This window comes from Kribbella antibiotica, from assembly GCF_004349055.1.
Classification (GTDB): domain Bacteria; phylum Actinomycetota; class Actinomycetes; order Propionibacteriales; family Kribbellaceae; genus Kribbella; species Kribbella antibiotica.
Genome location: NZ_SMKX01000012.1, coordinates 22463 through 36200 on the forward strand (window position 1 = coordinate 22463; position 13738 = coordinate 36200).

General features: G+C 67.0%; 10 protein-coding genes. 4 read left to right on the forward strand and 6 right to left on the reverse strand.

From position 1 onward, the window contains the following. Positions 1-13 precede the first annotated feature (13 nt). The 4 genes from E1263_RS06435 (at position 14) to E1263_RS06450 (ending at position 3518) form a co-directional block, all read left to right on the forward strand. Positions 14-814 (forward strand): 2-keto-4-pentenoate hydratase, encoded by an 801-nt coding sequence (locus tag E1263_RS06435; protein WP_132166242.1) that lies wholly within the window; start codon positions 14-16, stop codon positions 812-814. Further along, complete coding sequence (locus tag E1263_RS06440) at positions 811-1758, forward strand: acetaldehyde dehydrogenase (acetylating) (protein ID WP_132166243.1); 948 nt, start codon at positions 811-813, stop codon at positions 1756-1758. The genes E1263_RS06435 and E1263_RS06440 overlap by 4 nt, the downstream gene beginning before the upstream one ends. Then, entirely contained in the window at positions 1755-2762 is a 1008-nt protein-coding gene (gene dmpG, locus E1263_RS06445; protein WP_132166244.1) for a 4-hydroxy-2-oxovalerate aldolase, read from the forward strand. The genes E1263_RS06440 and dmpG overlap by 4 nt, the downstream gene beginning before the upstream one ends. 216 nt (positions 2763-2978) lie before the next feature. Then, positions 2979-3518, forward strand: a complete 540-nt coding sequence (locus E1263_RS06450; RefSeq protein WP_132166245.1) for an ester cyclase — start codon at positions 2979-2981, stop codon at positions 3516-3518. 46 nt (positions 3519-3564) lie between these two features. Here the strand turns inward: E1263_RS06450 and E1263_RS43125 are convergent, their stop codons facing one another. The 6 genes from E1263_RS43125 to E1263_RS06475 form a co-directional block, all read right to left on the reverse strand. Next, positions 3565-3729, reverse strand: coding sequence for a hypothetical protein (locus E1263_RS43125; RefSeq protein ID WP_202868742.1), 165 nt, complete (start codon positions 3727-3729; stop codon positions 3565-3567). Then, entirely contained in the window at positions 3729-4028 is a 300-nt protein-coding gene (locus E1263_RS43130) for a hypothetical protein (protein WP_202868743.1), read from the reverse strand. The genes E1263_RS43125 and E1263_RS43130 overlap by 1 nt, the downstream gene beginning before the upstream one ends. 10 nt (positions 4029-4038) lie before the next feature. Next, the gene (locus E1263_RS06460) at positions 4039-9654 is read right to left on the reverse strand and encodes an SDR family oxidoreductase (RefSeq protein ID WP_132166246.1); all 5616 of its coding nucleotides are present in this window, start codon (positions 9652-9654) and stop codon (positions 4039-4041) included. After that, positions 9651-11036 (reverse strand): ACP S-malonyltransferase, encoded by a 1386-nt coding sequence (locus tag E1263_RS06465; protein ID WP_132166247.1) that lies wholly within the window; start codon positions 11034-11036, stop codon positions 9651-9653. Before E1263_RS06465 ends, E1263_RS06460 begins: the two co-directional genes overlap by 4 nt. Positions 11037-11121: 85 nt before the next feature. Then, positions 11122-12162 (reverse strand): SIS domain-containing protein, encoded by a 1041-nt coding sequence (locus tag E1263_RS06470; RefSeq protein ID WP_132166248.1) that lies wholly within the window; start codon positions 12160-12162, stop codon positions 11122-11124. 71 nt (positions 12163-12233) lie between these two features. Continuing rightward, positions 12234-13697, reverse strand: coding sequence for an APC family permease (locus E1263_RS06475; RefSeq protein ID WP_165956508.1), 1464 nt, complete (start codon positions 13695-13697; stop codon positions 12234-12236). Positions 13698-13738: the final 41 nt, after the last annotated feature.

Consider the following 13738-nt stretch of genomic DNA (forward strand, 5'->3'; position numbering starts at 1 on the left):
CAACCATTCAAGCATGACGTCTCCTACCGCCAGTACCCTCGACGAAGCCGTGGCCCGTCTCGCCGCTGCGGCCGGCACCGGTGTCGGCTGCGCGCCGGTGCGCGAGCTGATCGGCGCCGACATCACGGCGGCCTACGCGGTCCAGCAGAAAGGGATCACAGCTAGGGTCAACGGGGGCGCGACCCTCCTCGGTCGCAAGATCGGGTTGACCTCGGAGGCGGTCCAGCGCCAGTTGGGTGTCGATCAGCCGGACTTCGGCGTACTGCTGAGTGACATGGCGTATGCCGACGCGGCCGAACTGCCGGTGAATCGGCTGCTGGAGCCTCGGGTGGAGGCGGAGATAGCCTTTGTCCTGAAGGCGGATCTGGCCGTCGGGCCGTTCGACGCGGACTTGGTTGCGGGCGCGGTCGACTACGCTGTCGCGGCGCTGGAGATCGTGGACAGCCGGATCGCGGGCTGGGACATCACCTACGCCGACACGATCGCCGACAACGCTTCCGCGGCTCTGTACGTGCTCGGCCGGGACAGAGCCGGACTGGACGGATTCGTCCCACGCGTGGCCACTATGTCGATGAGCCTCAACGGTGCCGTCGTCTCCACCGGTACAGGTGCGGCGTCTCTCGGCGATCCGCTGGCGGCGCTGGCTTGGCTGGCCATGATCGCGTTGGCGATGGGTGCTCCGCTGAGGGCCGGTGAGGTGGTGCTCAGCGGCGCGCTCGGTCCAGTGGTACCGATCGGCGCTGGGGACTCCGTGACGGCAACGATCAGCGGCCTCGGCTCGGTCCAGGCGTCTTTCGTGCTGGCCCCCGAATGACCGGGCGGACGAAGGTTGCGGTGATCGGCTCGGGCAATATCGGCACCGATCTGATGATCAAGGTGCTTCGGCTGTCGGAGACGCTCGAACTGGCTGCAATGGTGGGGATCGATCCGAACTCCGATGGACTGGCCCGGGCCGCTCGCCTCGGAGTGCCGACTACGGCAGAAGGTGTCGACGGGCTGATCGCGATGCCGGGCTTCGCCGAGATCGCGATCGTCTTCGACGCGACTTCGGCGCCGGCCCATCACGCCAACGCGGCCGCCCTGGCGCCGTACGGGAAGAGGCTGATCGATCTGACGCCGGCGGCGATCGGGCCGATGGTGGTACCGGCCGTGAACCTCGACGACCACCTGGCAGCGGGCAACGTGAACATGGTGACCTGCGGTGGCCAGGCGACGATCCCGATCGTGGCGGCTCTAGCAGCCGTCGTCCCGGTCCCGTACGCCGAGATCGTGGCCTCGATCGCGTCGCGGTCGGCCGGTCCGGGGACCCGGGCGAACATCGACGAGTTCACCGAGACGACCTCGCGGGCCATCGTCGAGGTCGGTGGCGCCGGCCGGGGCAAGGCGATCATCGTACTGAACCCAGCGGAACCGCCGCTGATCATGCGGGACACAGTGCTGGCGCTGGTGAACGCGCCGGATCCCGTTGCCCAGGAGGCCATCCGGACGGCTGTTGCCGAGATGGTCGAGCGGGTCGCGGCCTATGTGCCGGGCTATCGGCTGAAGCAACAGGTCCAGCTCATCGCCGTCGACGGCCGGGACTACGCGACGCTCACCGGCGAACCCGTCACCCATCAGGTGTCGGTGCTGCTCGAGGTCGAGGGCGCCGCGCACTACCTGCCGGCGTACGCCGGGAACCTCGACATCATGACCAGCGCCGCGCTCCGGATGGCCGAGGCGCTGGCCGGATCCACTCAGGCGCGGAAGGTTTCGGCATGAGGATTTTCCTGCAGGACGTCACATTGCGGGATGGGATGCACGCCTTGCGGCACCGGATCACCCCGGCCAAGGTGGCCGAGATCGCGTGGGCGCTCGATCGGGCCGGTGTGGACGCGATCGAGGTGTCGCATGGTGATGGTCTGGGCGGTGGGTCGCTGGTGTACGGGCCGGGGAGTCATACCGACTGGGAGTGGATCGAAGCCGCTGCGGGTGCTGTGACGTCGGCACGGCTGACCACATTGTTGTTGCCAGGTATCGGGACGGTCGATGACTTGCGGCGTGCCCACGAACTCGGGGTGCGGTCGGTCCGGATCGCAACGCATTGCACGGAGGCCGACATCAGCGCCCAGCACATCGCCGCGGCACGAGAGCTCGGGATGGACGTGTCCGGGTTCTTGATGATGAGCCATCTCGCCGGGCCGTCGGAGCTGGCCGGCCAGGCTGCGCTGATGGCGTCGTACGGGGCTCATTGTGTCTACGTCACTGACTCGGGTGGGCGGCTGCTGATGGACGACGTGCGCGATCGGGTGCGGGCGTACCGGGAGGTGCTCGATGATGGGGTCGAGATCGGGATCCATGCGCACGAGAACCTGTCGCTGGCCGTCGCGAACTCGGTGATCGCTGTGGAGGAAGGCGCCACGCGGGTGGACGCGTCGCTGGCCGGGCTTGGCGCGGGGGCCGGCAACTGTCCGATCGAGCCGTTCGTTGCTGTTGCGACGTTGCGGGGCTGGGAGCAGGGGACGGATCTGTTCGCATTGCAGGACGCGGCTGAGGAGTTGGTCCGTCCGTTGCAGGACCGGCCGGTTCGGGTCGATCGTGAGACGCTCACGTTGGGGTTTGCCGGGGTGTACGGCTCGTTCTTGCGGCACGCGGAGGCTGCTGCCGAGCGGACCGGGACCGAGGTCCGCGCGATCCTGGTCGAGGCCGGCCGCCGACGGCTGGTGGGCGGTCAGGAAGATCTGCTGACCGACATCGCCCTCGATCTGGCAGCGACGCCTTCCTAGTGGTCTGTACTGGTAGCCGGCCGGCGTACCGGCTGTCCTGGTTGATCAGCTCGTCACTGCCGGCCAAGCACTCCGCTGCTCTATTGCGGGCACACACCGGTTGATGCGTTGCTGACCTAGCATCAGGAGTCGCGTGAACTGATCGGGCTCCAAGTTGCATCACGGCGACCACACGATGAGTGGAGATGATTGATGGCCGGCGGTTTCCCCTTCGAAATGCCGCCCCGGGAAGTGCTTCAGGCTCGGCAGAAGGTCGTGCTCGATCATTTCCACGACGAGGTCCGGCAGGACTGGGACGATGTGCTCGCGACGTTCCCGCATCCCCACTACGAGCTGATCGCGCAGATGACAGTGCACGACGGTGACGGGCCGGTGCGGTCGTACTACCACGACACCCGGGTTGCCTTTCCCGACCAGGACCACGAGATCATCGCGTTCCGGCACAGCCATGACGCGGTGATCGTCGAGTTCTGGTTGATCGGTACGCATCTCGGCCCGCTCGGCGAGATTCCGCCGACGGGCGGCCGGCACCGGACTCGAATGACGGCGTACTTCATCTTCGACGAGCAGAACAACCTGGTCACCGAGCGGATCTACTTCGATCAGCTGAGCATCCTCAGCCAACTCCTCAGCGGCCTGAACAAGAAGAACCCACGAGACCTGCTGAAGCTCGTCCGTGCCTTCCTCGGCCTGCTGAAGATGAGTGGTAACGCCCCCGACCCGCGCCTGCAGAACACCGCCCCGCCAGACCTCTAGCAGGCGCACATGTCAGGGGAATGTCCGTTGGAAATTTCCGTCAGTACTACTGGGACCCATTGGGGCCGAAGACGATTCCGTTCTTCCAGGCGTTGCGTTCGAACATTCGCTGTAGCGGGGTCGCGACGACAGTCATGAGCGCGAGGATGGTGTACAGCTCGGCGGTGATGAGCCCGGCAGACAAGCCGATATTCAGCAGCACCAGCTCCATCAGGCCACGTGCGTTGGCCAGTGCAATCCGACCACCGGTTCCAGCCGTTGCCGGATCTGTTCGATCGGCTCGCCACGCGGCAGGCACAGCCCTGCGACGAACGTGCCGAGTACCGAGTGGATGCCGACGAAATCGGTGAAGCTCGCGGCGAGGAGTCGGCTCGTACTGCGAGGCTGGTCCAATGCCTTGGCGCCGCCGCGCCCCACCTCACCTGCGCCAGCCGCCAGCTTCCCCGTCGCTTCCGGCTGGGAGGCACCGCAGACCATTGAACGGGCCTGCCCTATATGCGGCTGGCGCACTGCCTAGGTGCTAGTAGACGGTCGCGCTCGGTGGCGTTGGGGTTTCGCCGATGCTGTAGACGTCGCAGCCGGTGATTCGGATCAGGACCTTACCGTCGCTGGTGGTGGCTTCGTCGAGGTTCGCTTCGCGGTGGTGGTTCAGCAGGATGCCGTCCGGGTGAGCGCGGGAGACGACTGCGTCGCCTCCGTTGACGAAGAACTCGACACGCTCGATGCCACGAGGAACAACGATCAGGTTGACACCGTCCTTGTCCTTTTGCAGCATCCTGGTTCGGGCGAGGGCGTCGAGGAGGACGGACGGCACCGGCGGGTTCTCCAGCATCGACCGGGCCGACGGACTGTCAGCCGCCGCCGGCTGCCACCGTGCGCTGGATCCTGAGGGGCCCTCGATACAGCCGGTGGTGGCTCGGTAGACGCCGGTCAGTTGGACGACGCTGTCGGTCCGGTAGTAGGGATCGTCGCATGCCTTTCCTACTGGGCGCGGGACTGCCACCGGGAGCGGCGCAAGCTCTCCGAGTTCAACGACACAGTCGAAGTGTTCCCGGTCGGCACGCAGGATCCGGCCGTTTCGATCGACCGCGTCGCTCGTGATTGCCACCTTGACCCGTACGACGCCGTCCGCCGCACCGAGAACTGTGGCGCGCACCTTATAGGGGCTGCCGGATTTGGGTTTCGGAGCGACGAAGGCCTTGAAGCGCAGGTCGGTGAGGGCCTTGACCGTACGTCCGGGCACGAGCACCGTGGCTGCTTCCGCGGCGATCGTGGCGAGTCCGGTGCCGTGCATCGTGGGTTTGCCATTGATCAGGTGGTCGGCCAAGTAGCCGGCCGCCTGCTTGGTGAGGTCTAGGACCCAACGGGCCTCGGTACTGGCGAGGTGGTGAGGAGTCGCCAGAATCCACGGTGCACGGGCCGCCCGGGGATGGACGAAATCGGGGAACTGGTCGCTGAACGTACGGGTTTCCTGTGGGTGCAGGAATGCCACGACCGGCTCGGTCCGGAGACCAACGGCCAGTTCCGCGGCGAAGTGCTCGACTCCCTCGGCCGGGTTGAGTGGGGCCATGATCCCGGCGCGCTCGTTGTTGCTCTGCATCAGGTCCGAGCCGCCCATTCCGACCTCCGACCAGATCGGCCAGACCATCGTCTGTTCGACAGCGCCGTGATGCAGCGAGCTGAGGAGTGCCGCTCCGTGCAGGTAGTCGTTGCCCGGGGCGTAGTCGGTCTCGCCTGGCAGACCGACCAGCCCGGCCACCGACCCGAAGTTGCACCAGGCCTGTGCGTCCGGGAAGGCTGCTTTGAGGTGATGGTAGCCACGGACCTTGACGTCACGGATACGCCGCAGCGCAGCCAGGGTCAGTCGGGAGATGTCGCCGCCACCGTGCAGCCCGGCGCCGTGCAGGACAAGGTCGATCTCGGGGTCGACTGCACGGATCTGGTCCGCGGCCCGGCGCACGTCGTCTGCGTCGGTCAGGTCGCAAGACAGGTAGTGCACTGCGTCGTCACCACAGCTTGCGCGAAGCCGCTGCAGGGTCAGTTGCGACTCCCGGGCGTTGACGAGCCGGTCGAACCGGCCGCTGAGCTCCGGGATGCTCGCGGTGCCACGCTCCCGGCGCAGAAACTCGCTGCGCAGCCGGGGAAGGTCGGCGTCGTCGGCCGCGAGCAGCTCCGGAGACACTTCCTGGAGTTGTGAAGATCCCAGCAACCACAGGCGAACCGACTGCCGCTCGGCCAGCTCGGCCAGCTCGGCCAGACAGGCGGCCGTGATTCCGCGAGCACCACCAGTGGCGACAACAACCGCACCGGGTCGCAGCGGGACGAGCTTGTGATCGGTTGCCGCAGGCACCAGTTTGGTCCGCAGCCGATTGCCTGCTTGGTGCACAGTTGTCGGATCGCCCGCATAGCAGTCGATCTCGCGGTGCAGCCGGCTCCAGGCGCCGTCCGGCTCGGCGATCACGACCGCAAGTGCTGTGTCCTTCAGGTCCCAGGCCAGGCTCTTGACGATTCCGGTGAACAGACCTGTGGCTGGGTGCGGCACGCCGCTGCGGAGTTCGTCGCTGAGATGGACTCCGATGGATCCACCGGCACTGATCCGGTCGAGGTTGGATTTGACCGCGAGGAACAGCGCCTCGTGGCCGTGCAACAGGTCGTCGAGCGGGTAGTGCGGCCATGGCGTTCCCTGCGTCGACCCGAGCATACGCAGATGCTGGAATTCGCCGGACCCGCTCCCGGCGGATGGAAACTGCTCCTCGATCGGCACCGACACGTCGAGGGTCCGGATCACCGCGCCGCTGTTCGCCACATCGGCCGGAATCTGATCCTCGCAGCCGGGACCCACCAAAATGAGCCAATCCGGTCCAGGCTCGGGCAGTGTCCGCAGCTGCGCCGGCTCCACCTCCTCGACCAGAGCCGCCACGTACCGCTGGTTGGATCGCTGCGCGTCCGGGGTCGTGACTGTGATTACCGGTGCGGGGAATTCGCCGCTCACCCGCGTCCGGCCGGACAGGACAGCGGTCAGGAGGTCGATTGCGCCGCTGGCCCCCAGGTAGTCGCGATCGTGTCCTTCGGCCCTCGATCCAGGCTCGGTCTGCCCCGCCGACAGCGCCGCGAGAACCGGCCAACCGGCGGCGAGGGCGTCGGTCTCCCGGGCGAGAGCCAGTAGGAAGGCGCCTTCGCCGAGGGGGACCTTCGAGTCCAGCAGGGTCCGGAGTTCGTCACTGCTGTTGCCGTTGGATGCAAGCACCAATGCGAGATCGAGTGCTCCGTCGAGCAGGTACTGCTCTGCGATCGCGACCGCGTGCAGCGCCGAAGCCGGGCCGCCGTCCGCCAGGACCACAGGCCCGTTCAGATTGAGCCGGTTAGCGATTCGGGATGCGGTCACGTTGCCCATCAGTCCGGGCTGGCTGTCAGGACCGGTCGGTACGACGGTCGCCCGGACGTCTGCCGTAACGGCCGCCACGGCTGCGGTGAAGGCGGTCGCGTCCAATGAACCCGGATTGACCGTTGCCAGGTCGTCGGCGTAGCAGCGCAAAGTCGTCTCGAACCATGATTGCGTCGGCCCGTAGTGCGCCCCGATCACCCCTGTGCGCTCTTCGCGCTCTGCCCACAACTGCCCGTGCTCGGCGATGAACTTGTCCGCAACTTCCAGCGCCATCAGCTGCGTTCGGTCAACCGCTGCAGCCACTGCCGGGGGCATCCGGGTGACTGTGAACGGCGGTGCTGGATAGGGCGTCGGGAATGCGGCAGTCGGAGCCGGGTCCACCCTTCTGGCCAGTCGGTCGGCGATCGTCGACGTCGGCTCTCCACCTGGGAGATGGGCTGTCCAAGCGACGAGAACGATGCGTTCGTTGTGTGGAGCCGGTCGGGATCGTGGGGCGGCGGTGCCTGCGGCAGGCGGATCCTGGATCAGTTGATGACCGTTCGTCCCGCCGAAGCCGAATCCGGAGACCCCGACCGTGCGAGGGCGGCCGGCTGGCCGGACCAGCGCGGTGTCCTCCGACGGCACCGTAACCCGGCCGGTGGTCGTGCGGGGAGTCTGCCGTTGCCCAGGGATCAGGTTGTGGCGCAGTCCGAGCAGCCCATGGATAACCGAGGTGGCGCCGGCGGCCCAGCCGGTGTGACCGACCAGCGTCTTGTTCGACGTACACAGCACTGGACGGTCGGGCGCGGCTTGGTCCAATGCAGCCAGTTCCACCGCATCACCGGCGACCGTGCCGGTGCCGTGGCCGACGACCCAGACGACCTCGCGCTGGTCGATCCCCGCGGCCTGGCTGGACCGGTTCAGCGCGAGCTGCTGGCCACGGAGGTTAGGAGCGGCGATGGCTTTGCCCCGGCCGTCGGCAGCGGCACCGAACCCTGCCAGCACCCCGAGCACCGGATCGCCTGCCCGCTGGGCATCAGAAAGCCGGCGCAGCGCCACGATCGCGGCACCGTCCGAGAACAGTGTCCCGTCGGCGGCCGGCCCGAACGCGCTGACCTTACCGGTCCGGCTCAGGCCGTTGAGCTTGCCGAACAGCACGTTGAACCGTGGTCCGACCATGAAGTACCCGCCGCACAGCGCCAGGTCGGCGCGTCCGTCGAGGACCGCGGCGGCGCCGAGATCGATGGCGTACAAAGAGGACGAACAAGCGGTGTCAACAACGGTGTACGGCGTCTCGGGCGGCAGCAGCCCCGCGATGGCGGTCCCGACCACACCGTTGGGTAGATGATCCACGGGATGTCCCGTGGCGAGAGAGTAGTGGTCGTGCAGTACGGCGCGGAGCCGGTCCATCAGGTCGGGAGCGTCCGGTTCCCATTTGCCGGCCAGCCGACGGGCGAATCCCTCGATCGCCATGGCCTGCTCGAAATGCTGATCCCCGTCGCTGCAAGCGCCGATGAAGCATGCCGCCCGTACCTCCTCGTCGTACGACGGAGGAAGTGCCTGGCGGATCGCCCGGCGTAGCCATGACGCCGAGAGGCTAGCGGTCGGCACCGCCCGGTCCTGTTCACCGGCTGGGACGAACCCGGACACGGCAGTGTAGGTCCGGTCGCGATCTCCCGGTTCGGTGGCGAAAAAGGTCTCGGCCGGATATCGGCCGGCAGGGCTCGAGAAGGCAGGCTCACCGGTCCGGAGCAGCTTCCAGAACTCGTCGGGAGACTCCGCCCCTGGCACGTCGAGACCCATCCCGACCACAGCGACGCAGTCATCGTCCGCCGCGCCTGGCCGCGGAGCGGTCCGGACTGGCGAGACGGCAACCTCGACCGACCCGTTGGCGACGTCGGGACCGGCGGCCACGAGGCCGTTCGTTGCGGAGAGTCCGTTCGAGCTCTGCGGGCCTGCGGGCGCCCCGCCGGAGTCGCCCCACGTGCCTCCCGCCCGGGCCAGCGCGGATCCGAGCCGGAGGCCGCCGTCGTTGACGACATTTTCTCCAGTCATCCACGATGCTTCGTCCGACGCCAGGAACGCGACCAGCCGGGCGTGCTCCTCGACCCTCCCGAGCCGTCCGAGCGGTGTACCCGCGATGACGGCCGCCAGTACCTCCTCGCTGCGTGGGAACAACTCCAGGGTCTGGCTGACCAGCATGCTCGCGGACGCCATGTTCACTCGGATGCCGTACGGCGCGAACTCGACGGCCAGATAGCGGGTGAGTGCCTCCAGGGCCCCTTTACACACCGCGACGCAGCTGTAGTTGTCGATGGCAACGCTGGTCCCGATCGAACCGAGGTTCACGATCGAGCCACCGCGCTCACGCATCAACGGCAACGCGGCCCGGGCGCAGCGCCGCGGCCCGTGCAGGTTGGTATCCAGCGCCCGCTGCCAATCGTGTTCGGTCAGCACTTCGGCCGGCTCGAACACCCCCCGCGCCGCGTTGTTGACCAGAATGTCGAGCCGCCCGTGCCGCCGGCCGATCTCGGCGAACATCTCGGTCACCGATTCCGCCTTGGCGACGCTGGCGCGGAGGTGCTCGGCCGAGCCTCCAGCAGCGCGGATGAGTGCGACCGTCTCGTCGGCCGACTCCCGATCGTGGAACCAGTTCACAATCACGTGGGCGCCGCGTCCGGCCAGCTCGCGGGAGATGGCCCGGCCCTGTCCCTTGGAACCACCGGTGACCAGGCAGATCTTGCCCGCGAAATCGCTTCTCATGCCGCTCATCCGGCGGTCACCAACTGGCCGTCGACGAGTTCGACGACCAGTTGGGCGACGGCCTCGATGGTCACGTAGTCGGTAATCCGCAGCTTCTCGATCTCGGGCAGACCGTAGATCTCCCGGACCTTCTCCAGGATCGCGGTCTGCCGCAACGAGTCGATCCCGAGCTCGGCTTCCAGCTCGATCCCCGGCTCGAACACGTCGACCGGATAGCCGACAGCATCGGCGTACAAAGCGCGCAAGGCCGGCACCAGCTCGTCCACCGACAGCGCAGCCCCATCGCTCTCGATTGTCTGGACAGCCGGTGTAGGCGTAGTCGGCATCGGCATCGGCATCGGCGCAGCGTCGGCCGCGGCCACCGGTTCCTCGAACCCCGCTGTCGTCCCCGCCGACGACGGCTCCGCGGTGGAAGGCCGACCATCGAGGCGTTGGAGCTCGTTCCTGAGGTCGTCGGCTCCAACTCGGCGACGCAGCGGGGCCACGGCGTTCACGCCGACCAGCGTTGCCTCGATCAGGCCCGTGCACACCGACCGCGCACCACATTCGACGAAGGCGGTGTGTCCGTCTCCTCGCACCGCGAGAAGTGCTGCGACAAAGTCGATCCGGTGCACCAGATGTCTGGTCAGGACCTCGCGGGCATCGTCCGCGGTCTCCACATAGCCACCCAGCAACGGCGAGTAGACAAGGTGCCGCGGTGTGCGTATCTCTGCCGCTGCCACACTGACTGCGAACCGTTCGGCGGCGTCGGCAAGCACCCGGTTGTGGAACGGGTACGGGACCTGCAATCTCGTCGTGCTGATGTCCAGCACCGCCGCGACCCCAGTGAGGCGATCGAGCGCGGCGGCACGCCCGGAGACAACAACCTGCTCAACGCCGTTCACGACGGCAACAGCCAAGTCTCGATCGACGGCCGCTGCGAGCTTGCCGACCCGATCCGGGCCGGCCATCAGGGCGACCATGCCACCCAGTTCGCCGCGATCCCGCCACCCTGCCAACAACGCGGCATCGCGAGCGGTGACCAAGGCGACTCCGGTCTCCAGGGTCAAGGCCCCGGCCACGGTCAACGCAGCGAACTCACCGAAGCTGTGTCCCATCAGGAGCCCCGGGTGAACACCGAACTCGTCCACCCACAATTCGGCCGCCGCGACTCCCGCTGCGAAGATCGCCAGGTGCAGAGCCGCCGGATCATCGACCATCAGGTCCGCCAGCGCCGGGGCAGCCCGGGAAGTGAGCAGCTCGGTGACCGTCGATGCTCCGGCCGCCGCGTCGACCCGCGCCAACGTCGGAAGGATCGACGCGCAACTGTCCTTGCTGAGGGCGAAGACCCCCGGGGAATAGCCACCTTGACCAGGAAAGACAAAAACTGGCCGACCGTCAGAACGATTCATCTCTTACTCCGATAGCTGGGCGGGGAGTGTTGCTCCGGTAGATGGGCGGGGACCGGACCACTGGCACAGATACCTGGGTGGATGATCACAGCGTCGTGGTCACCTTGTTGCCGACGACGAACGCGCCCGGCACGACACCGTTGGCGTGCGCGACCTCGATCGCGAGATGCTGCGCGACGACTGCACCGCTCATCAGCGATGCCAGGTCGTTCGCCCGTGAGGTCGGCAGGTTTCGTCCTCCCTCCACCTCCAGGTCTCCGGCCAGGATCACCGAGGTGCCGACCGCGATCAGGTCGTCGGCCAGCCGTCTCAAGCTGACGTAGTCCGCGTAGGAATCCGCGCCGTAGAGCATCGCCGTCATCCCCCAACCCGCAAGCTCGATCGGTCCGTGGCGGAACTGCCCACCGACGAACCCCTCGGCGGGGACCTTCGCTGCCTCTTTCATGATCAGTGCGGCATAGAGCGCGGTGGCGGCTGCGTCACGTCTCCCGACTGTGATCAGACGCGGAGCCCAGGTCCCGAGCATGCGTGACCCGATATCCGCCGCCAGCCGCTGCCCCACCGCGTCTGCAACCCACTTCGTCGCCGTTGCCAGTTCGCCGTCCAGCAGCTCGCCGGGAGTCTTCTGGAAGCCACCCACCAGTCGGTGATGCACGGCGAGCGTATTGAGGTAGCTTTTCGTGCTGGCCGTCGTCTCCGGACCGCTGTGCAACGGCACAGTGAGGTCGGCGATCTCCGCGAGCGGGCTGTTCTCGTCCGCAGTAATGCCAAGGATGCGGATCAGATCCGCCCACTCGTCCCGTAGCCGGCTCATCACCTCGACCACCTCGCCGCTGGCCCCGGATTGCGAGGTAGCGATGACGAGGGTGTTCGGGGTGACGAGGTCCGGAGTCTCAAGGAGCGTCCCCGCATCGACCAGCCAGCACGGTATGCCGCTTCGGGTGAGAGCGTGCCAGGTCGGGATCCCGGCGAAATGGCTGCTGCCCATGCCGGTGAGGATTACCCGGCCCCACCGGTGGCTGACCAGATCATCGATACCAGCGACGAATCCGGTGCTGAGTAGATCGGACAGTGCGGCTGGTTGGGCGAGCACGTCCTGTTCGAACGGCGTTAACTGAGCAGGCATGGGAGGGCACTCATTTCACAAGGTCGACGACAAGGACAGGACCACGGCCGCCTGCTGGCGCGGTTGGGAGTTCACGGCTTCCCTTTCGTCCACTCGACATCCGGAAGCTGTCCGGCCTTCGCCATCCAGCCGGTCTTGCCGGGCTGAAGGTTGCGGACGAAGAGGACGATCACGCCGGCTCCGGCAAAGGCCATCGCCAGCACCGGCGCGATCCGGATCGGGAAGTCGGGCAGCGGATACAGGCTGCACCCCGCGATGAGCAGCAGAGCGGCCGTCGAGATCACCGGTGCGACCACGTGCGCGCACGCACTGAACTCAGCCGGGAATCGGCGGCGGAAGAACCGGAAGGCCGCGATATTCATCAGGATGAGGATCGGGATGTAAACGAAGGTGCCGGCGGCGCCGAGCAGGTGGAACAAGTTGTACGGGCCGAGCGGAATCCCCACCGCCAAGCAGGTACCGAGAGCGACTCCTGACTGCAGGAGCACTGCCGCTACCGGGGTCCGGTGACCGGGGTGAACCCTGGCGAGCCAGGCCGGCAGCGCGCCCGTGCGGGCGATGCCGAAGACGGTGCGCGTCGCGCTCGTCGTACAGGCGATGCAGACGGCCAGGCCGGAGTTGGCCAGGGCGATCAGGACCACGATCGAGGCGCCGTTCCAGAGCCGGTCGGCCAGGACGAACGCCGGCGCGATCGGGGAGATGGCTAGTTCCTCCAGGTGATCGGTTCCCCAACCGATCTGGAGCCCCCAGGCTGTCACCACGTAGAACGCGCCGATCAAGGCCAGGGAGCCGAAGATCGCCCGCGGGATGATCCGGCACGGATCTCTGGACTCGTCCCCGACGACAGCCGCGCTCTCGAAGCCGGTGAAGGCGAACATCGACAAGACGACGGCCAGCAGGAACCCCGAACCGTTCGTGACGCCGGCCGGGTTGAAGCCATCGATGTTCAGGCCACCTGGCCCGGGATTGACCAGTCCGGTGACCGCCAGGCCCAGTCCGACGAGCACCTCGAAACACGTCATCACCACCAGAAACCTGCTCGAGATCGAGATCCCCCGGTAGGCACACGCGAAGCAGACCGCCAGGATCACCGCAGAGTATGTCCACCACGGGATACCTATGCCGTACTTGCCGGCGAGCTCATCGTGGATGATCGCGCCGGCGAAGGACGCCAGCGCGGCGGGAGCGACGGTCATCATCAGCGCGTACACCCAGCCGGTCAGGAACCCTGTCTGGGGACCGATTCCAGCCGAGATGTAGGTATAGACCCCACCGGCCGACGGCAGATGCCGGGCCAAGTCGTGCAGCGGAACGGCAACGGTCAGGCAGACCAGGCACGCCGCAAGATACGTCAGCGGCGCCGCCGCGCCCGCGTACGTGGTCGTGAACGCGATCGTGTAGAAGATGCCCGACATCGGCGAGATCTGTGCGATGGACTGCACCAGCGCTCCGGGCAGCCCAATTGCGTCGTGCTTCAGATCCGCATCACCCGTGATGCGGACCGAAGCCTGCACGCCATGAGCAGGAATCGCCATATTGTCCTCCGCTGGACATGGATCCCCCCACCAACGAACAT